At 41.3% G+C, this 17940-nt stretch carries 25 protein-coding genes and 1 riboswitch; of the genes, 8 read left to right on the top strand and 17 right to left on the bottom strand.

Translation table 11 applies throughout. The features are described from left to right. Positions 1 to 56: 56 nt before the first annotated feature. Complete coding sequence (locus tag LQ226_RS00440; RefSeq protein WP_231415752.1) at positions 57 to 614, bottom strand: hypothetical protein; 558 nt, start codon at positions 612 to 614, stop codon at positions 57 to 59. 43 nt (positions 615 to 657) lie between these two features. Then, positions 658 to 1017, bottom strand: a complete 360-nt coding sequence (locus LQ226_RS00435; RefSeq protein WP_231415751.1) for a YobA family protein — start codon at positions 1015 to 1017, stop codon at positions 658 to 660. Between the two features lie 278 nt (positions 1018 to 1295). On the opposite strand from LQ226_RS00435, the gene LQ226_RS00430 reads away from it, so the two are divergent. The 4 genes from LQ226_RS00430 to LQ226_RS00415 all read left to right on the top strand — a co-directional run bounded on the left by LQ226_RS00430 (position 1296) and on the right by LQ226_RS00415 (position 5613). Beyond that, the gene (locus LQ226_RS00430; protein WP_231415750.1) at positions 1296 to 1754 is read left to right on the top strand and encodes a DUF6843 domain-containing protein; all 459 of its coding nucleotides are present in this window, start codon (positions 1296 to 1298) and stop codon (positions 1752 to 1754) included. 167 nt (positions 1755 to 1921) lie between these two features. Further along, entirely contained in the window at positions 1922 to 3418 is a 1497-nt protein-coding gene (locus LQ226_RS00425) for a spore germination protein (RefSeq protein WP_231415749.1), read from the top strand. A gap of 3 nt (positions 3419 to 3421) precedes the next feature. Further along, positions 3422 to 4504: a GerAB/ArcD/ProY family transporter gene (locus tag LQ226_RS00420; RefSeq protein WP_231415748.1), complete on the top strand. Its 1083-nt coding sequence runs from the start codon at positions 3422 to 3424 to the stop codon at positions 4502 to 4504. Continuing rightward, complete coding sequence (locus LQ226_RS00415) at positions 4501 to 5613, top strand: Ger(x)C family spore germination protein (RefSeq protein WP_231415747.1); 1113 nt, start codon at positions 4501 to 4503, stop codon at positions 5611 to 5613. Before LQ226_RS00420 ends, LQ226_RS00415 begins: the two co-directional genes overlap by 4 nt. A 105-nt stretch (positions 5614 to 5718) precedes the next feature. Here LQ226_RS00415 and LQ226_RS00410 read toward each other — a convergent pair whose 3' ends face one another. From LQ226_RS00410 to LQ226_RS00350, 13 genes are all read right to left on the bottom strand, one after another. Next, entirely contained in the window at positions 5719 to 6078 is a 360-nt protein-coding gene (locus LQ226_RS00410; protein WP_231415746.1) for a hypothetical protein, read from the bottom strand. Between the two features lie 93 nt (positions 6079 to 6171). Then, a complete protein-coding gene (locus LQ226_RS00405) occupies positions 6172 to 6603 on the bottom strand; it encodes an NUDIX hydrolase (protein WP_231415745.1) in 432 nt (143 codons plus the stop codon). Positions 6604 to 7255: 652 nt separating this feature from the next. Beyond that, positions 7256 to 7495: a hypothetical protein gene (locus tag LQ226_RS00400; protein WP_231415744.1), complete on the bottom strand. Its 240-nt coding sequence runs from the start codon at positions 7493 to 7495 to the stop codon at positions 7256 to 7258. Positions 7496 to 7703: 208 nt separating this feature from the next. After that, positions 7704 to 7922, bottom strand: a complete 219-nt coding sequence (locus LQ226_RS00395; protein ID WP_231415743.1) for a hypothetical protein — start codon at positions 7920 to 7922, stop codon at positions 7704 to 7706. Positions 7923 to 7953: 31 nt separating this feature from the next. Then, positions 7954 to 8520, bottom strand: coding sequence for an AAA family ATPase (locus LQ226_RS00390; protein WP_231415742.1), 567 nt, complete (start codon positions 8518 to 8520; stop codon positions 7954 to 7956). Positions 8521 to 8559: 39 nt separating this feature from the next. Beyond that, positions 8560 to 8757 (bottom strand): hypothetical protein, encoded by a 198-nt coding sequence (locus LQ226_RS00385; protein WP_231415741.1) that lies wholly within the window; start codon positions 8755 to 8757, stop codon positions 8560 to 8562. A 63-nt stretch (positions 8758 to 8820) separates the two neighbouring features. Further along, entirely contained in the window at positions 8821 to 9165 is a 345-nt protein-coding gene (locus LQ226_RS00380) for a VOC family protein (RefSeq protein ID WP_231415740.1), read from the bottom strand. 158 nt (positions 9166 to 9323) lie between these two features. After that, on the bottom strand, positions 9324 to 9605 hold the full coding sequence (locus LQ226_RS00375) for a hypothetical protein (RefSeq protein ID WP_231415739.1): 282 nt from the start codon (positions 9603 to 9605) through the stop codon (positions 9324 to 9326). Between the two features lie 157 nt (positions 9606 to 9762). Next, positions 9763 to 10041, bottom strand: a complete 279-nt coding sequence (locus LQ226_RS00370; protein ID WP_231415738.1) for a hypothetical protein — start codon at positions 10039 to 10041, stop codon at positions 9763 to 9765. Positions 10042 to 10119: 78 nt separating this feature from the next. Next, positions 10120 to 10470 carry a DUF2200 domain-containing protein gene (locus tag LQ226_RS00365; protein ID WP_231415737.1) on the bottom strand — a complete coding sequence of 117 codons (351 nt, stop codon included), beginning with the start codon at positions 10468 to 10470 and terminating at the stop codon, positions 10120 to 10122. A 43-nt stretch (positions 10471 to 10513) separates the two neighbouring features. Beyond that, the gene (locus LQ226_RS00360; protein WP_231415736.1) at positions 10514 to 11308 is read right to left on the bottom strand and encodes a phosphatidylserine decarboxylase; all 795 of its coding nucleotides are present in this window, start codon (positions 11306 to 11308) and stop codon (positions 10514 to 10516) included. 126 nt (positions 11309 to 11434) lie between these two features. Further along, positions 11435 to 12388: a homocysteine S-methyltransferase gene (gene mmuM, locus LQ226_RS00355; RefSeq protein WP_231415735.1), complete on the bottom strand. Its 954-nt coding sequence runs from the start codon at positions 12386 to 12388 to the stop codon at positions 11435 to 11437. Next, positions 12354 to 13736: an amino acid permease gene (locus LQ226_RS00350; protein WP_231417535.1), complete on the bottom strand. Its 1383-nt coding sequence runs from the start codon at positions 13734 to 13736 to the stop codon at positions 12354 to 12356. Before LQ226_RS00350 ends, mmuM begins: the two co-directional genes overlap by 35 nt. Positions 13737 to 13843: 107 nt before the next feature. Then, a riboswitch (SAM riboswitch) is annotated at positions 13844 to 13948 on the bottom strand. Between the two features lie 236 nt (positions 13949 to 14184). On the opposite strand from LQ226_RS00350, the gene LQ226_RS00345 reads away from it, so the two are divergent. The 3 genes from LQ226_RS00345 to LQ226_RS00335 all read left to right on the top strand — a co-directional run bounded on the left by LQ226_RS00345 (position 14185) and on the right by LQ226_RS00335 (position 15190). Continuing rightward, entirely contained in the window at positions 14185 to 14397 is a 213-nt protein-coding gene (locus LQ226_RS00345) for a helix-turn-helix transcriptional regulator (protein ID WP_231415734.1), read from the top strand. Further along, positions 14387 to 14800 carry a hypothetical protein gene (locus tag LQ226_RS00340; RefSeq protein WP_231415733.1) on the top strand — a complete coding sequence of 138 codons (414 nt, stop codon included), beginning with the start codon at positions 14387 to 14389 and terminating at the stop codon, positions 14798 to 14800. The genes LQ226_RS00345 and LQ226_RS00340 overlap by 11 nt, the downstream gene beginning before the upstream one ends. Positions 14801 to 15028: 228 nt before the next feature. Next, positions 15029 to 15190 carry a YfhE family protein gene (locus LQ226_RS00335; RefSeq protein ID WP_188652667.1) on the top strand — a complete coding sequence of 54 codons (162 nt, stop codon included), beginning with the start codon at positions 15029 to 15031 and terminating at the stop codon, positions 15188 to 15190. A gap of 76 nt (positions 15191 to 15266) precedes the next feature. Here LQ226_RS00335 and LQ226_RS00330 read toward each other — a convergent pair whose 3' ends face one another. Continuing rightward, on the bottom strand, positions 15267 to 16280 hold the full coding sequence (locus tag LQ226_RS00330; protein ID WP_231415732.1) for a DUF2268 domain-containing putative Zn-dependent protease: 1014 nt from the start codon (positions 16278 to 16280) through the stop codon (positions 15267 to 15269). Positions 16281 to 16313: 33 nt separating this feature from the next. Further along, positions 16314 to 16772 (bottom strand): hypothetical protein, encoded by a 459-nt coding sequence (locus LQ226_RS00325; RefSeq protein WP_231415731.1) that lies wholly within the window; start codon positions 16770 to 16772, stop codon positions 16314 to 16316. A gap of 153 nt (positions 16773 to 16925) precedes the next feature. Between LQ226_RS00325 and LQ226_RS00320 the strand changes: the two genes are divergently transcribed. Beyond that, on the top strand, positions 16926 to 17771 hold the full coding sequence (locus tag LQ226_RS00320; protein WP_231415730.1) for a protein-glutamine gamma-glutamyltransferase: 846 nt from the start codon (positions 16926 to 16928) through the stop codon (positions 17769 to 17771). The last annotated feature ends 169 nt before the right edge of the window (positions 17772 to 17940 follow it).

Below are 17940 nucleotides of genomic sequence, written 5' to 3'. Positions count from 1 at the left end.
CTCTCCTTTCAGAAGCTCAGGCCCTTTAAGACTGAAAGAAAGAGTCCCAAAGCTCGTTATCGATTCTCGTTATATTGCCAATCGGCTGGCTCGATCATTTCACTTTCAAAGGCTTTAAACATCAGGCTAATTTCATGAATCTTTAGGTCATCGTATTGAAGTTCTGACATCTTAGTCGACAGATAAGTACTCTCCCTTTTTAACTCCCCGCTGATTTCAGGCGGTAGATTCTCTGATTGATACGATGCTGCATCTCGAAGGGTTTTCGAGATCGCATTTAATTTATCAGACGCGCTGTCCAACCCCAGGTTATATCGATCTTCAGATAATCCAGACTCAATTAGATGATTGAATTGATCAAGTAGATCACTTTCAATTCGTTGCAGCTTCCAACTGGCTACAATGAGTTCTTCTTCCGTCATCCTACCTTCCGAAGCTTTAGATAAAAGCTCCCCATACCGATCAATCGATTCAAAGTTTTTCTCAACTTCCTCCGTATAACTTTTTTGCAACAATTCATGGTATGAAAAAAGCCGGTTAACTAAGAACCCGAGACCTATTAGAATAAGACTTGTTAAAACAACATAGACGAAACGTTTCTTGTTTTTACTCACCCAATCCCTCCAAACCAAAAGAAAATGACACCTCAGAGCTTCCTTACTCCACCACTTCAATCTTCTCTAATTCCGACTGGGGAGGATAAGACTCAGCGGATCCGCCTTTCGCCCACACGCGAACCCTTTGGCCAACCTCATACTGTTTAAAGGACTCAAACATATGCTCCTCCTTAAATGTATGCGCCTCATATTTCTTATCTGTTTGCTCAGTAAGGTCTCCAAAGCTTTTATTTATCGCTTGTTCTTTTGTAATTCCGCTTACTACAAGAATTTCGTGATCCTCCACTTTTACAAGGTACCCTTCAATCGTAGGTGATCCTGTAACTCCTTGATCGTCTCCACTACATCCAGCCAACGTAAACAGAATTAATAGAATCAAGATTCGTAGACTCTTAATCATCTCATCATCCTTGTGGATTTAGACTGTTTGAATTCCTAAAACTTCCTATTCGTTAATGCCAATTATTTCAAAATAAATAGCAACCTGCAAGCTACTATGGTTTAAACCTATACACATAAAAGGCTATCTACGGGAAAGTAGAATAGTAGAAAACAACATGGATTGGGATAAGAATAGGATTTAACTAATTTTACAATAAATGTTAAAATGTGAGTTGGTTTCTAACAACTATGGAGGTGAGGACGATCCTAAAAAAGATAATAATTGGGGTTCTTGTAATGGCACCTATTCTTTCTTTTGTTTTATATAAAATAAATCATCATCCTAGTGATGAAGTTTATGTATTACCTGAAGAATTTGAGGGGTGTGTAGGTATTTTTTATAACTTTGAAAATGAGAAATCTCTTACTGAGGAAGGTAACATCATTACTTATAATATCCCTAAAGATGGCATAGTAAAAACGTCATCACCTAACGATTTTGGTTGGGGTTATGAAGATCGTTCTGGTCTTAGGAATGTTACCTATTACTATGTGGATGATCGTGGAGACAGGAAAGAAGTGAATGAAGAAAACATGATTCATAATAAAGGTATGGCCATGGTAGAAACTACTTTACCAAATGGCAATGATAAGAGCGTTACTTTCACCCATTTCTATGTAGGAGAAGAAGATCAAATCCCAAAAGAAAAGTGTTTTCAATCTCAGGAAAAAATTAATGAAATTATAAATAAATAAATAAACCGTGTTACATCCATACCCTAACTCGTACTCTAAATTGGTCAGAGGGGACAGGTTCCTCGTCCCACGGGACAATGAACCTGTCCCCTTTTCCCATGTATAAACTCCACCCCTTTCAACTCATACTATCCCTAAAACCAAGTGACCGATCTCTGGAGGGCTTAATGTTTATGTGGAAGAAGAAGCCAACTCACGTCAGATCGCACGAACCCCTTGATACCACCTACTCTACAATTAAAGGGCTTCTGGACGATCTTATTGAATCCGATGACTTTATATCCTATCGCTATGGACCAGATGAAGCGTATCGTCTCTCTTATTTTCAGCCTCTAATCGATGCAGCTCAATTAGAGCGCCATGTGCTGCCGAGTATAGCTCAGAAAGTTGAGCCATTAGAGAAACTTAAAGAAACCATCTCGATCCAAAATTGTCAGGTTCACCACCAAGTCAAAGAAGTGCAAAACAAAGTAATGCAGGGGTTTGGCATGATTACGAACAAAGACAATCCTACTCAAGCTCTCCTTATCCCTTTAGTTCGCTCGGAAGGACGTGCCGTCTCACAGCCTGAAGTGGAATTTAGTGTACTCGGTCCAAAGGAAGCTTTTGTAGAATCCATTGACACTAACCTTTTGCTAATAAGAAAAAGACTGCCTATTCCACAGGTGAAAATAAAAGAAATTCGGGTCGGTTCGCTTACAAAGACGCGCGTTACCGTTATGTATATTGACGGGATCGCTGATGAGGAAAATGTAAATACGGTCACACAGCGGATCAAAGACATCCATTACGATGAAATAGTTGATAGTTCTTATTTGATTCAAATGATCTCAGATAATCCAAAGTCCATCTTTCCTCAACTTGTCTCATCTGAAAGGCCTGATCGAATTACAGGCGAATTGGGTGAAGGGAAAGTCATTGTGCTTGTGGATGGATCTCCCAATGTCATTTCTGGTCCGACCACATTAATTGAATTCTTCTCTGCTTTTGAAGATTATTTTATGAACTGGACCATTGCCTCAGCGATGCGTTTAATCCGGTTATTTGCTGTTTTCTTTTCTGTTTTATCATCTCCACTATATGTGGCCATCTTAACGTATCATTATGAACTTATTCCGATGGACTTACTTGCCACGCTGATTTCCTCCAGGCGGGATATCCCGTTCCCTCCTATCTTAGAGGCAATTATTTTAGAGCTAGCTATTGAACTGCTCAGGGAAGCTGGCGCGCGTTTACCGACTAAAGTTGGCCAAACAATCGGGATTGTAGGAGGTATCGTAATAGGGACCGCTGCTGTTGAAGCAGGGATCACGAGTAATGTCCTTCTGATCGTCGTTGCCCTATCTGCCCTTGCATCATTTACGACGCCGATCTATGAAATGAGTAACACCATTCGTCTCGTTCGTTTTCCGTTTCTTCTTATGGCACAATTCCTTGGGTTACTTGGGGTTTTCATAAGCGGGATCTTCGTGTTAGGGCATTTATTACGTTTAACATCTTTAGGACGACCCTATTTGGCCCCTGTTTTCCCGTTTCGTTTTAAGGAATTAAAAGATACCTTCATTCGGCTATCCTTCCGCTACCAGCAGAGCCGCCCTGTACAAATGAGACCAGAAGATTCTGTCCGATCTCAACCCACTCCATCTAAAAAAGGAGACGATTAATCGATGTCAAACGTCAGCCAAAATCAACAAATCTCTCCTTTTCTGGTATTCTTCCTTATCCACTCAATGCAGATCGGGGTGGGTGTCCTCTCATTTGAACGGGTCATTTCTGAGAAAGCGGGACATGATGCATGGATGAGCATTATCCTAGCCGCTCTCTTTTCCCATATCCTTTTATGGATGATCTATTCTGTTGTAACGAAACACGATCAAGATATCATTTCCATTCACCAATCTCTTCTCGGAAAGTGGATAGGTAATGTACTCTCATTAGCTTTACTAAGCTATTTTGCCTTAATTGTATTACAAGTACTCCGGGTTTATATTGATGTGATCCGGGCTTGGATTTTTCCAGAGACCCCCGTGTGGTTGCTAGCTCTTCTCTTTTTATTGTTGAGCTACTACTTTGTATTAGGAGACTTTCGAGTGGTCGCTGGCATTTGTTTTTTTGGCGTCCTATTGCCTCTCCCACTGCTTTTGTTGAAGATTTACCCAATCCAGGATGGTCATGTAACGAACCTAATTCCTTTTTTCGAAGCAGACGCCGTTTCTCTCTTGAAAGCGTCTAAAGAAATGACCTTTAGCTACGTCGGAATTGAATTTCTCCTTCTTTATTATCCTTTTATTAAAAGAGGGAAAACATCAGCTCGTTATGCACACTTCGGCTTACTGTTGACGTCATTCATTTATCTGTTTAGTGCGCTCGTTACGTTTATGTACTTTTCCCAAGGACAGTTGCAACACGTCGTTTGGCCCACTCTTGACTTATGGAAGACGGTTGATTTCCCATTTATAGAACGATTCGAATATGTCGGTATCGCCATCTGGCTTCTTGTGATCTTGCCTCAAATGGCTTTAGGACTGTGGTGTATCTTGCGCGGCGTGAACCAGATGATCACCCTTCACACCCGATTGATTGGCTACGGAATTGTTCTTACCCTTGTCGTCGCAGCTTCGCTTATTCAAGGACGTGATGCCGTTCAAATGCTCAATACCACCACCAATCAAACGTCCTTTATTGTACTTGCCTGTTACATTCCTTGTTTGTTTCTTCTTTCCAAAATCAGAAGGAGGCAAGGGCAATGAAGAAAATTTCTATGCTACTTCTCTCAAGTTTCCTATTCATCAATGGTTGTTCGGAAAAGTCTATCATTGAAGATATTCAAATCGTTCAAACGATGGGCTATGACTATGTAGATGAGGAATCTATACAAGGCACCGCTGCTTTATCGGTATATGGTCAATCTGAAGCAGAATCGACTGTTAAAAATGTGAGCATCTCCACAACTGCTCATTCTGTAAATGATATGAAAAACAAGCTCCAGGAAACGAGCTCACAACCGATTCGAAACGGGAAAATAGAAACCATCTTATACAACAAGAAATTAGCTGAAAGAGGCGTTTATGAGTTTATTGATTACTTCAGCCGTGATTCGAGTATTGGCAGAAATGTGCAACTACTCATTGTAGACGGGAATGCTGAATCTTTATTATCTGCTTCCTATGAAATCGCCCCAACCGTATCGATGTACTTGCGAGACCTTATCAAACAGAACCTAGAGCAAAACTTGCCTACTGTCAATTTTCATGAATTCTTATACAGCTATTACGGAGAGGGAATGGACCCTTTCATGCCTCTTGTTCAAAAGGAAAACGGCGAAATCAATCTTAGCGGCCTTGCTTTATTCGAAGATGACCGCCTCGTTGATCAAATTGGAATGGACGACCTCTTCATCTTTAAAATGCTGTATGAAAGCGTTCAGAATGGAATTTATGAGTTCACCATTCAAGAAGGTGGAGAGAGCTCATCAGAACCCAATAGCAACTACATTGTGACAGAGGCGATCGGATCGAATGTGCACTATGAGATTACCGATGCGACAGATGCTCCTGAAATTACAATTCATGTGAAGCTAGAAGGGAAAATTAACGAAGCTGTTTCCTTAAAGAAGAAGGAAAACTCAAGACGATTGATTGATCATGTTGAAACCCATATGGAAGAAGAATTGCAGGAAAAAGGGCTTCAATTGCTCCAGAGAATTCAAGAGAAAAAGATCGATCCCCTTCGCATTGGTGACCGTACAAGAGCTGTCACAAGAGGGTGGAAGGAAGAAGATTGGAAGAAGATTTATCCTAAAGCCACTTTTAATTTGAACATCGACGTCCACATTACTCAGACCGGAATTTCTAAATAAGCTTTGTGATGAAGACATAAAAAAATGAAGCAAGAGAGAAGAGCTCTTGCTTCATTCCATTAATACCTGTTAAACCAATTGATGAAAAACTTCAAGTTACAAGTATTACTCAGACGAAAGCTCAATCATTTCTTCTTGATCATCCCATTCAATAATCATTTGAAATTCTTGTGATTCTCTCGCTATGTTACAGCCAGAACATTGTGAAGGACTCCCTTTATATGTCCCCTCGTCCAAACTCACATTTCCGTTATGCTCATCACCGAGCTCGAAGTGAATGTCTTCCGGTGGAGTGTCATCACCAGTATATCTAATCTCTAAGTTTGAAGATTGACTATTTTCACCTTTAGTCTTCACATGGTAAGTAACATCCCAATGATCGCCCTCTCCTGTAAAATCAATACGATTTTGGTTGCAAGCGACTAAAAGGATCGATAGCAGAAACAGCATTAGAATCTTTTTCATGAAAAGCCCCCTATTTTACTCAGGATCCCAGTAAACTTTTACAATCAGAGATCGATCTTTTCCTATATACCAGAAACACCTATGCTCAAGCATTTAAAAATCAATGCAAAATGGTTGAGAAGCGTCGTCTAAGCAATATTCAATTCGTTCTCGGAAATTGCTCACCTCTACCATCTCAAGCGCCTTGTCAATCGGATAAAACCCAACTTCAAGACTCTCTGAAGATGTGGTGCACTCCCCACCAATTGGCTTAGCCAAAAACAATGTATTACAGATCGATCGGTTCACATTTTGAAAGATCCCGCAAAATTTTAGAATTTCAACCTCAATCCCTGATTCTTCTTTTGTTTCTCTAATGGCCGCTTCCTTTAAAGACTCCCCTTCTTCTACTTGACCTCCAGGCATTTCCCAACCTCTCTTCGGTCCCTTAATCAGCAAAATCTCATTTTTCTCATTAAGTACAATCGTTGCAGCTGAAACGATATGTTTGGGTGGTGTGTATACATTTGGACTACTTTTTGTCATAAGGATCTCCCTTTTTCAAACGGTTTGATTTCCATACGGTTAAAGCGATCGCCGTTGTCGATAAGCTCCACATCAAGAACTCCCATCTTCTAGTAAGAAGGGAAAGGAATCCTAACAACAGTGGACTACCTATTAGAATCATGAATGAGATCTTTTGAGAACGATTGATTGAAATACCTCCTATGTATGCGAAAAGCTCCCACTATTATTGTTTTACCTTCGGGCGTAAATTCTTCTCTAGCTTTAATGACAAAATACTTTGTAAACTTTTGTAAATTAGTTTACCTTATTATTCTATAATTGCAAATAGTAAGATAATTCTTATCGTATAAATTTCCTTAAGCCTGTTCACCTTTTTATCCATCATCAAAGTCGATGCGGCGATGGATAAAAAGATGAAAGAGTTAGCTCAAGAGGTAGACGGTAAATTAATGTCTCGATTTTATAAAATAATGATATAAGCTTACCAATCCTATAACAATTAGGACAGTCATAGCGACACCATAAAATATGGACTTAGAAGTGTAACCAATCGAATCCATACTACTTACCGCAGCAGAACCTAAAACAAAAAATAATACGACTACTAGCAATAATCGATTCTTCATATATATGTACGCTCCAACCATAAAAACGCCTTATCAAATCCTACTTAAACGTAGATAATGATAGCTATAATGGCGATAGACGCAATAAAGTATACATAGTCAATTTGTCTTCTTAACAGAAAAGATAGTATCCCTTTACTTAGATATACAATGGATAGCGCTACACCGAAGTAAATCATCACTACATTATTTGGCGAATCAAACACTAAAATGATCAACGGAAGAGCTACCATAAATAAAGCAAGGAGCAGGTAGGTGAATCGTTCAAGCTTTTTTAAGTTCATGGTGGACATCCCTTTCGTATTATGGAAAAACCTTGTTTCATTCATATTTGGTTAATGAGATTAGGAGAATCCAAATGCTTTCTCTTGTTAAGATTATACAAATCGTCAGAATCCTTTTCAATAATATGAAAAAAATTGAAACCACTTGGAAGTAAATGATAACCTAGCAAAAGATTAGATAGAAATGACGCGTACCTTTAAATAATCTCTAAGTAACCACACCATCTTCAAAATAACGATGCTTCGCTTTGTCATAAATCATTAGTATTTCTTCAGTGATACCCCGAGCTTCCTTCCTATTAGGAGCTTCATCTAATTCTACTTTTAATGCAGCTACTTGCTCTTCTTCCCTATGGTTCAATATATCTTTAACCCGCACTACTTCCCTTTCCATTACATCACCAGCTTTCCAAAAATAGTTGCCCACCCTTATTCTAATTTGACAGAATTCACTCTTTTCATAATCGATTGGAAAGCTCCACGATACTCTCCATAACACCTTCCACTTCATCAGGGTCTTGAATAACAAAAAGGTGGTCCGCTTCCCCTTCTTTCGGATCGGTCACACCTTCATAAGAAGACTCCGCTTGCTGACGCTCAAGAATCTCATCAAAATTCGAATAATCACCCCTGAAGATCGTGGTCTTTCGTTCACTACGCTTCACTCGCGCGCGGAGGAGGTCATCCTGTAGATCAAAGTGAACCACTATTCGAACAAATTCGTCCGGAGGATAGATGTTTTTAAGCAACTCCTGTCTTCCTGCTTTAGTGCGATTCGCACTACTGGCGATGATGTGAAGGTTCGTATGTTCTTTAGCATAATTCACGATTAACTTAGAAATCGAGTGCTTGAGCGTATTGGGGCCGTCTTCTGGTTGGAGCTTTTGGTAATATGCATTTATAAATTCAGCATGGTTATCTTGGTCCATCACAAAAGAATGATCAAGCTCCCTTTCTAAAGCTCTGGCGAATGTGCTCTTCCCTGAGTGGGTTTTCCCTACGGTTAGAATGGCTAGTCGTTTCATTTCTCCTCTCCTTTGTTATGGATTTAATCCTTCTGCTTTTTAATGCTTATTCCTATTCAACTTTATGTTGTGGATAATATCTAACAGATAATATCCAGACAATAATAGAAAGGTAAGTAAATAAGAATGATGAAAGTAGTCGTTTTCTGTTACATTAATCAGTTTCATGACCACCACAGTACCTAAATGTACAAAAGCTAAGATTAGGAAAACTTTACTCCAACTACGTAAACTCATGGTCGAATTTCTCCTTACGTCATTCCAACAATCATGATTTGCTTACATTTCCGTGACTCCTGCTTATTCAAAAAAACAAACTTGCAATCTATTCCCATCTGGATCGTAAAAGTCAAAATAGTGATTGAATCCATCTTCATGTAGAGAATCCACCTGCACCCCTTGCTCTTCTAATGACTTATGTAGTTGCTCAATAGTGTTAGAGAAGAATATCGGATAGCTTCCATTCGTGTGCCCCTCACTTTTTCCTTCTTCAATCGTTAAAGGCACGCCGCCCTCTCCAACATTTAACACAACATAACCTTTATCCTTAAACGCTACACGAAACCCCAATACATCCTGATACCACTTACTAGATTTCTCAACGTCTCTAACCTTCAGACAGATCGTATCAATGCGTTCAATCATGCAATCCCTCCATCAACATAAAAAAGAAAAGGATATCCCTCCGTCGGTGATATCCTCTTCTTTCTACTATTCGTTATGAAAGCACACAAACCTGCTCAACCACCTTATTTTTCCAAGACGAAGGGAGGGGACAAGGGGCCTGCCCCCCCTTATCCCTACTAAGGTCCAAACAAAAACGTCCCCCATAGTTGAGACAATGGCGGAAAGAATAAAACGATAATCGCTAAATTGCCGTAGAATCCTGTTTTTCCGATCCTTTTTGTCTTCACAGAAACGCTATTAAACCGTAGGAGGACCCATCCCATAAATCCAACCATTAACCCAATAAAACTGATTCCGTAAAAGATTAAGAAAGGCGAACCAAATACTGAAAAATCGAAAAAGCCCATTGAAAGGGATAAGAGTAAAAGAATGAATCCGATCCAGTTGCATGTCTTCACAAAGATCTTCTCGATAAGAATTCCTCCCTAACCTTCAGTGTTCTCTTCTTTATCTACGATGAAAAAGAGCGTTTGTTTCACCCAATTTGGCAAAAATAAAGAAGCCCTTCCTAAGCTTGTTCAAGCTAAGAATACGCTTCTTTTACTAGACGAAATGTCAACTGCTTTCATTTGTTTTCATAATATTCCGTATAATAGGAACCAACAAATAAGCGAATATTTCAAAAATCATAGCCGCAGTAACGAGTACTCCTAACAGTGCTGCAAATTCTACACTAGTAATCATAGCGAACAGATAAGCTATAGGGAGTGCGAAACTGACGACAAGACAGGTGACAATCTTCCTCTTCTCATAACGCGAAAACATGCGAAAGGCGATCACACCTAAAATGGCCGCTATAGAGAATAAACCCAACAAGATCAATCCATCATTCATTGAAAACACCCCAATATGTAAAAGTTCTTCCAGTTTATATTAACATATTTAACCAAAACACAGAAGAGCGCCTTCCTTTTAACCTCGTAAAATCTTCTCCATCTTCTTCCCCTTTGCTAGTTCATCAATCAGCTTATCCAAATAGCGAATTTCTCTCATTGTTGGTTCCTCGATTTCTTCTACTCGTACCCCACAAATAACGCCTTTGATAAGGGTCCTTGATGGGTTGAGGTGAGGAGCTTTCTCAAAAAAGGTTTCAAAATCTGTTCCATCCTCCAAAATTTGCGCCAGCTCTTCCTGACTGTACCCTGTTAACCAACGGATAATTTCATCCACTTCTTCCTTCGTACGCCCCTTCTTTTCCGCTTTCTTTACATAATGGGGATATACATTTGCGACACTCATTTTATAAACTTTATGTGGAGCCATCATCTTCCTCCTTTTTTGTTTGTCTTTTATTATATCATGATGCTCATTCTTTTGAAGAAGACTTCTTCACCACTACAGGTTCTCCAACTCTAATCAAAGATTTCTCCTCCAATTCAGGATGAAGATCGACTTGAGCCTTCTCGAATAAAAGAACTACCGTTGATCCAAAGGAGAAATACCCGATCTCTTCCCCTTTTTCAACTTGGGAGCCGGGGTGGGTTAATTCGATGGTGTTGATCCACATTGCTCCTACTTTCACAACCGCAAAACGAGTTCCATCTTTCTGCTTTAAATCGGATACGATCCTATAGTTTGTCGATAGAGGTGACTCTCCTAAGGTTAGGCCTAGTTTGTTTACCGGTGAGGACTTTCCTCCAAGCTCATGCTGCTTTGTCACAACGGCATCGGCTGGTGAGTGAATGCGATGATAATCTGACGGGCTTAGGTAGAGAACGATAAATAAACCATCCTTGTAGCGCGTACTCATCTCTTCATCGCTCAATAAATCTTCTATAGAGTAAGAAAGACCTTTCACCTCGATATGACTTTTATTCATCCGCCCAAATCGCTCCACCCGAGCATCGACCGGACTGACTAATACGTTCTCATCACTGTGGATTGGCCTGGCTCCATCTTTTAATTCCCGTATAAAGAAATCTTCTAAAGAGGTATAGGCTTTCCGCTCCTTGTAAGCCTCGTCTTCTATTATATGAAACAGCTTTACGTAGGTTGGAATGAGCCATCTGCTCAATGAAGATTGACTGATTCTCTGCAATCCACGACCAATCAAAGGGTTGTTCAATAGGCCTATCAAACCACGGTACACCTGTTTTTTCATACGATCCCTCTTTCCTAGAACCCGTTCTTCTTTTATAGATAGACTTCCCTAAAACGTTTCTTGATAAAAGGAGGGGGCTCCCTCATTCAAAAACCCCGGGCACATGTTTGGGCCCAGGGTTTAAGATCAGGCTTTATTCTTCCATTTCAAAGAGAGCTCTTTCACATGCTCAGGGGTCGTTCGGCAGCAGCCTCCGATCACCCGGGCCCCTGCTTTATACCATGCCTCAGATTGTGCGGGGAAGCTCTCGCAACTCTCTGAACCATGCCAGGTTTTCGTATCAGGGTCATAGCTCTCACCCGAGTTTGGGTAGACGATAATCGGCTTTGTAGTATAGTTATGCAGGTTCTCCACTGCATCTGTGACAACTTCTAGCGGAGCGCAATTCACGCCGATTGCTGCTAATTGACTATTTCCTTCAAATTCATTGGCGACATCTTTAAGTAACGTGCCGTCGCTGATCGTTCTTCCATCTGTAAGCGTGAAGGACAGCCAAGCATAGACCTCAGGGGTTTCTTTTAAAATCGAAGCAAGAATACGGGCTTCCCGAAACGAAGGGATGGTCTCGATCGCTAAGAGGTCTGCACCCGCTTCGATAAGAGCTTCCATACGCGGTTTATGAAAAGCATACAGTTCCTCATCAGTAATGCTATACTGTCCGACGTACTCTGAACCATCCGCAAGATAGGCACCGTATGGACCAACAGACGCTGCTACGAGCGGTCTCTCCCGGTCGGGGTCTTCTTCTAGTACTTTATCGCGGGCTTCTGTAGCCAGCGTAACCGTTTTTCGAATCAGCGACAGGGCTTCCTCTTTTGTGAAACCTCTTCCCCCGAAGCCGTCCACCGTTGCCTGGTAGCTTGCCGTAATGGAACAATCCGCACCTGCACGGTAATAATCAGCGTGTACTTGCTTAATCGCCTCAGGCTGTTCGAGCAATACACGAGCCGACCACAATGGATCATCCAAGTCACAGCCGTACCGTTCTAATTCCGTCGCCAAGGCTCCATCGAGCACTAGGACATCCTGACGGCTTAATAAGGATTCAATGGGATTTAATCGATTGAGAGGTTTTGACATGATTTATTCTCCTTTTCTTCATAAATTGGTTCACATAATAACTTCCATAGCATAAGGCAATAAACGGGATGCCACAGTAAAGGGCAATTCGCTGCGTCGGATCAAAGGCAATCCCTACACATGAAGCCAAGCACAGAGTAAATGCCGCAATCGGAACTACTGGATAAAATGGCGCTTTGTAGGCTAAGTCAGTTTCTTTATGCCCTGCTTTTCGATACGCTCTTCTGAACTGGAAATGCGAGGCGCTGATACTCATCCACACCACTACAACAGCCAGGCCTGATATCGATACCAGAACAATATACACCGTGTCCGGCGCAATCACACTAGACAACAACGCAAGGCCCCCGCCGATCATACTAAAGGTCATCGCGATCAGAGGTACTCCCCTACTTGATAACTTAGCAAAGACAGGCGAGATTGTTTCTTTATCCGCAAGTGACCAAAGCATGCGCGCAGATGCGTAGAGCCCTGAGTTCGCAGCGGATAATATTGCTGTTAAGATCACGAAATTCATCACATCCGCTGCATACGGGATGCCGATCCGGTCAAGAACCGCAACAAACGGACTTTCTACCACACCAGCCACATCCGTTGGTAGCAGCGCCGAGAGGACAACGATCGTCCCGATAAAAAAGAGAATTAAACGGACAAGTGTTGTGCGGATCGCTAGCGGAATCGTTTTGGACGGATTAACCGTTTCTCCTGCTGCAATTCCAATTAATTCTGTTCCGGAAAAGGCAAAGTTTACCGCTAGCATGGTCATCAATATGGCGGTCACCCCGTTAGGAAAGAGCCCCTGACTTGTAAAGTTTGATAACACAGAAGTGGGTTCGCTATTCGTCACCGTGACCCACCCAAACATCGCTCCAAATCCAATAAGGATAAACAGAACAATGGCTACAACTTTTACAGAAGAGAACCAAAACTCAGCCTCTGCAAAAAACTTCACGCTAAAAGCATTCAAACTGAAAATTAAAGCAGCAAAAAAAGCACTCCATATCCAGACGCTAACATCCGGAAACCACCGCTGCATTAATAAGCCAGCTGCTGTAAACTCAGAGCCTAATGCAACAGTCCAGGTCAGCCAGTACAGCCAAGCAACGGTAAACCCGGTTCCTGGTCCTATGTAGTTGTGGGCATATGTATGAAAGGCGCCCGTCTCCGGATTTTGAACCGATAGCTCCCCGAGGCAGAGCATAACCAAATACACTACAAGAGCTCCAATACCATAAGCGAGAATCGTTCCAAGGGGCCCAGCTTGGTGAATCGTATAGCCAGAACTTAGGAACAACCCTGTTCCAATTACACCCCCAAGGGAGAGCATAACCAAATGCCTTGTTTTCATTTCCCGTTTAAACTGATGTTCCAATTTTCATTCCCCCTAACTTTAGTAGGGTGAACATACAAAAAACGCACTCTCATGCGAGTGCGTTTAACTGACAATAACGAAAGCTCTTATCGATCAGGATGGTTCACCCGCTGGAATTAGCACAGTGTCATCTTCGACCTGTTGCTGAGGCTTCAAAGGGCCAGTCCCTCCACCTCTCTGGATAAGAATATTTTTTTATTACTCTACTAGTCTTTGATTTAATTGTCAATATAGTTGTAATTTTCCTGATCTTTTTGCATTTACGTCTTTATTAATATTTTTAAAGTCGACTCAATGAAGTGCATAAAGATGGAAATCTTTTTAAATCCTTTATTTTCTTTTATTGACTGTAAATACCACTAGTTGTAATATGAAGTTAGCTTCACATGAAATAAACTTCACATCCTATGTAGGTGATCACTTTTTGAAAAACCATATTAGAAGCCTTCGAAAAGAGGCGAACATTACCCAACAAGAATTAGCAGACATCGTTTCTGTCTCGTCAAGAACCATCATTTCATTAGAAAAGGGGCGATATAATCCATCTGTTCTTCTGGCCTACAAGATTGCCAGAGTCTTAAATGTTCACATTGAAGATCTATTTATATTTGAAGAGGATGATGAAAATGAACACTAAGCATGTACGGAATTTAATTCTAACGATTGTATTAGCAGGAATCGGGATCGGTACCTTTATCACAGGAATCGTGAATGACGACCTTCCTTTTGGAGTAGCGGGACTAGGCTTTGCATTAGCGGGCCTCTCCATTGAAATGTACATACGAAGCAGAAAAGATACAACAACAGCAAGTGGTGAAAAGCGTAGTGAGATTGAGAAGAATGATGAGCGGAATATCCTGATTAATGCTAAGTCTGGTGAGGCGGTTAATTGGATTATGGATGGCATGATTGCAGTTGCCTTTGTCCTTTCTGTCTCCCTCGATGCTTCAACAATTGGGCAAACGCTTCTCTTTTCTTTATTGATGGTACGAATCATCATTCGTCCTATTGTGAAACGATTTTACGAACTCAAAATGTAAGGGAGGGCTTACGTAATCGGTGAAGAAGAAACGAGATCAAATGACAACGAAGTCTCTGTGTTACCCGGTTTGGTCCTAACCCCATTTAGATTTGTAAAGGCGATCGTGAAGTATTTCTTGAAATTATGGACCAGCATATAAAAGAAATGATTAAAGAGATGTTTCAACCAAAAATTCAGCGGGAAGGCTATAAATGTACAACGAATTCCAACAGAAAGGATGAGATCAATGTATAAGAGATCACAATACCAGCCTGTCGGAGGAGAGAACGATACATCAGCGGCGAAAGAAGTAATCTATTCTAAAGAATTTAAGAAAGCCGACATCGCTGGCGGGTACCGCAAACCAAAATTACAAGAAGCAAAAAATAGTAACCCTCAGTTACCGTAAAGGGGATTACATGAGAAAAAGCAGCCTGTGATCAGGCTGCTTTTATTCTTGTTATCTATCATTTCTATATAGCACCTTACACTCCATCAAAATCATCAGCAAAACGACTTCCCTTTAGGATTTCTTCTGGTCCCATTTTGGTCCACTCTTCTACCGTTACATCGGGGTTATTCTTTATAAAATCCTGAATGATCATAAGGCCTATTTTATAATTCGCCCATTTTGGAATCCTCTCATTGCCGTCTCTGAACTCTACTAAATCCTCACCTTCATAGGTATACCTTCTTTCGTTCACCCAGTTTATGACTTCCGTCTCTTCTTCTTTCGTCAATTCTCTCGTCCAAGGAAACTCAGCTTCGGGGTAAATCCCTTCTGCAAAGGCATCGGCTTCCCCTTCTACAAGGGCTTCCTCGACCAAATCAACTGGTCTTTCTGGATGCATTTCGTAATAGGCTAGATGATGGTATTCATGGGCCATTGTGTAAGAGAGGGCTTCCTCTGTATAATGTTCAGGATCGATCTCGAACCAAACCAGTGCATCCGTAGTATGAGCTAAGACACCGTCCATTTCATCTATAAGAGAAAGCTGATCGGGATTAAAGGGGAACACATAGATCTTTGTAGGACGATCGAGTTGAAAGCGTTCCACAGACTTCTCTAAAGATTCTTCAATGTAATGGACGATCTCTTCATAACTCGAGTCCAACTTTTGCACTGACTTCCTGAGTGCATCAATATTCTTCGGAGGTCGCACGTCCCCTCCCCGTGTATCACCAAACTCCTCTTGACGAAAAGGGTTAACGACCTTTGACGCGTAAGCTTCTGTTTTACTCTCTAATGGGTTCTCTTCCATAAACTCAATATAATCAAGCGTTGAATCAAAAGCAGGCACAACCTCAAACTCTTGATCTCTTATCGTTATGTAAGTCGGCTCGGTATGTTTCAGTGTGTACCCTTCTGTTTCCTTTACGTGCCCCTCATCCTCAGGTGCTTCTGGTGTTGTAGGAGAAGTCACCTTTTGCGTCTCTTCTCCCTGACAACCAGCCAGAACGAGGAGCCCCAATAAAATGATTAACACGATACGGTTCATCTCGTTCGCCTCATTTCTATAATAAATTAACTTTTACTCTACTTTATTACTTCGAATGAACTGCCCTAACGTTGTTCCTACTCCCGCTCCGATAAGAGGAAGAAAATCATGGAAGGCGTTCATCCTAATACCGCTCCAATCTACTACAAATAAACAAACCGTGAAGACTAGACTTACGACAATAAGGATGGTCGTCTCTATTTTCTTTTTACCCATCCACTCTTTCTCCCCTATACGATCTCGTTCAAAAGATTCGCTATACCTTTTATCCTTTGTGCCAATGATCTTTCCTGTCCTGAGCGTGTATAACGATCCACCTGCAAACGCAGTCATTATAACGCAGAAGGAAGCAAGAAGGACGAAAGCTCCATTCTCATAATGGAACCCATAAATCATAGAACCTATGATGAACGCCCAAAAAATAAGAGAAATTTGAATGGATGATCTTCTTTGTGATCGCTTTACTTTATCCAGGTCCCAAACTTGTTCCATAATCTAAACTCCTCACCTCACTATCTCCTAGTCTCGTATTCTTATATACGGATCACTTACCAATCCGTTTCACCATATCCAGTATTATACATATTTCCTTAACAGCGTCCTAGAAACATGTTTCGCGCCTTGCCCGAATAAACTAACAGAACAATGACAGAAATGGGGAATGCCATTGTGATACAAGTTGCAGGAACTCAAATACAATCCCTTTCTTCCTTAAACGTTTCAGGAGTGGATCTTGAAATCCTCGAGGGGATGAGGGATGCGGGGGAGCTCTTTTCTTTTCCGTCTATGGATCAATTATGGTTTGCCCTTAGACTTCGCAAGAATATGACCCTTAGTGCGAAAGAAATGAGTGAAGGAGAATCCACGTTTCGTGGCTTCAGTGCCGCTACGTGTAATCCTGAATACTGGTACTTAACACCGGCTGGAGGATTTCTTCAGAAGCCGAACGTCTATCCAACTAGTGGGATCTCAGATATCTTTACAAACAGTTCTTTATATGCGTTTGAATGCGCAACGGCTTGCGTCATAAATATGTATCACGCGATGAGTAAAAGTATGGAACAAACTACGTTCAACACCGCTTTTCAAAATATTTATCTCTACAGCTGGAATACAGACCCTGAACTTCGTCTTTACACGTTTCATGCGAACTTTTACCTGCCAGGGGATGTGGTTTATTTCAATAATCCGGATTACGACCGAAGCAATGCCAATTATAGAGGAGAAAATGCTGTGGCAATGGGCGGTGGGAAGTTCTTCGGCCATGGATTTGGAATCGTAACAGCTGAGGAGATGATTGAAGCCCTAAACAAGAAGCGTTTTCCAAACAGCAACCGCTCTGCTTACTTAACGTCTTTAGTCACCCGCTTCTCACCTGAGGTTCATTCCGGACTGTACAGAGATCATAGAGTACCGCCGGTGACGATTCACCATAATAAAATCTCCATCTCGTTTTATCAGTATATCCGTTACCTTTACAAAGGCAGATAAAGCCGGGACACGAACCCATTTTGGAAGGAGACGGGCTCGAAACGGAGCTAGGTGCGTATACTGTAGTGACAAATAACTAGTCTGAAAGGAAGAATGAATATGTACGCAAATGTTAATGCTCCTGCAAATGTTAACGCACCTGCGAACGTTGCTCCTTCTTACGTATCAC

The sequence above is a fragment of the Pontibacillus sp. HN14 genome, assembly GCF_021129245.1.
Lineage (GTDB): Bacteria > Bacillota > Bacilli > Bacillales > BH030062 > Pontibacillus.
This window is presented reverse-complemented; position numbering and strand designations above follow the sequence as displayed.

What these genes read in the sequence shown, in the direction of transcription:
- LQ226_RS00410 (WP_231415746.1), bottom strand. Translation starts at nt 6,078, where the DNA reads ATGAAAAAGATTCTAATGCTGTTTCTGCTATCGATCCTTTTAGTCGCT.
- LQ226_RS00340 (WP_231415733.1), top strand. Translation starts at nt 14,387, where the DNA reads ATGAACACTAAGCATGTACGGAATTTAATTCTAACGATTGTATTAGCA.
- LQ226_RS00350 (WP_231417535.1), bottom strand. Translation starts at nt 13,736, where the DNA reads ATGAAAACAAGGCATTTGGTTATGCTCTCCCTTGGGGGTGTAATTGGA.
- LQ226_RS00400 (WP_231415744.1), bottom strand. Translation starts at nt 7,495, where the DNA reads ATGAACTTAAAAAAGCTTGAACGATTCACCTACCTGCTCCTTGCTTTA.
- LQ226_RS00385 (WP_231415741.1), bottom strand. Translation starts at nt 8,757, where the DNA reads ATGAGTTTACGTAGTTGGAGTAAAGTTTTCCTAATCTTAGCTTTTGTA.
- LQ226_RS00415 (WP_231415747.1), top strand. Translation starts at nt 4,501, where the DNA reads ATGAAGAAAATTTCTATGCTACTTCTCTCAAGTTTCCTATTCATCAAT.
- LQ226_RS00360 (WP_231415736.1), bottom strand. Translation starts at nt 11,308, where the DNA reads ATGAAAAAACAGGTGTACCGTGGTTTGATAGGCCTATTGAACAACCCT.
- LQ226_RS00390 (WP_231415742.1), bottom strand. Translation starts at nt 8,520, where the DNA reads ATGAAACGACTAGCCATTCTAACCGTAGGGAAAACCCACTCAGGGAAG.
- LQ226_RS00330 (WP_231415732.1), bottom strand. Translation starts at nt 16,280, where the DNA reads ATGAACCGTATCGTGTTAATCATTTTATTGGGGCTCCTCGTTCTGGCT.
- LQ226_RS00380 (WP_231415740.1), bottom strand. Translation starts at nt 9,165, where the DNA reads ATGATTGAACGCATTGATACGATCTGTCTGAAGGTTAGAGACGTTGAG.
- LQ226_RS00365 (WP_231415737.1), bottom strand. Translation starts at nt 10,470, where the DNA reads ATGGCTCCACATAAAGTTTATAAAATGAGTGTCGCAAATGTATATCCC.
- LQ226_RS00325 (WP_231415731.1), bottom strand. Translation starts at nt 16,772, where the DNA reads ATGGAACAAGTTTGGGACCTGGATAAAGTAAAGCGATCACAAAGAAGA.
- LQ226_RS00430 (WP_231415750.1), top strand. Translation starts at nt 1,296, where the DNA reads ATGGCACCTATTCTTTCTTTTGTTTTATATAAAATAAATCATCATCCT.
- mmuM (WP_231415735.1), bottom strand. Translation starts at nt 12,388, where the DNA reads ATGTCAAAACCTCTCAATCGATTAAATCCCATTGAATCCTTATTAAGC.
- LQ226_RS00320 (WP_231415730.1), top strand. Translation starts at nt 16,926, where the DNA reads ATGACAGAAATGGGGAATGCCATTGTGATACAAGTTGCAGGAACTCAA.
- LQ226_RS00370 (WP_231415738.1), bottom strand. Translation starts at nt 10,041, where the DNA reads ATGAATGATGGATTGATCTTGTTGGGTTTATTCTCTATAGCGGCCATT.
- LQ226_RS00420 (WP_231415748.1), top strand. Translation starts at nt 3,422, where the DNA reads ATGTCAAACGTCAGCCAAAATCAACAAATCTCTCCTTTTCTGGTATTC.
- LQ226_RS00335 (WP_188652667.1), top strand. Translation starts at nt 15,029, where the DNA reads ATGTATAAGAGATCACAATACCAGCCTGTCGGAGGAGAGAACGATACA.
- LQ226_RS00435 (WP_231415751.1), bottom strand. Translation starts at nt 1,017, where the DNA reads ATGATTAAGAGTCTACGAATCTTGATTCTATTAATTCTGTTTACGTTG.
- LQ226_RS00405 (WP_231415745.1), bottom strand. Translation starts at nt 6,603, where the DNA reads ATGACAAAAAGTAGTCCAAATGTATACACACCACCCAAACATATCGTT.
- LQ226_RS00425 (WP_231415749.1), top strand. Translation starts at nt 1,922, where the DNA reads ATGTTTATGTGGAAGAAGAAGCCAACTCACGTCAGATCGCACGAACCC.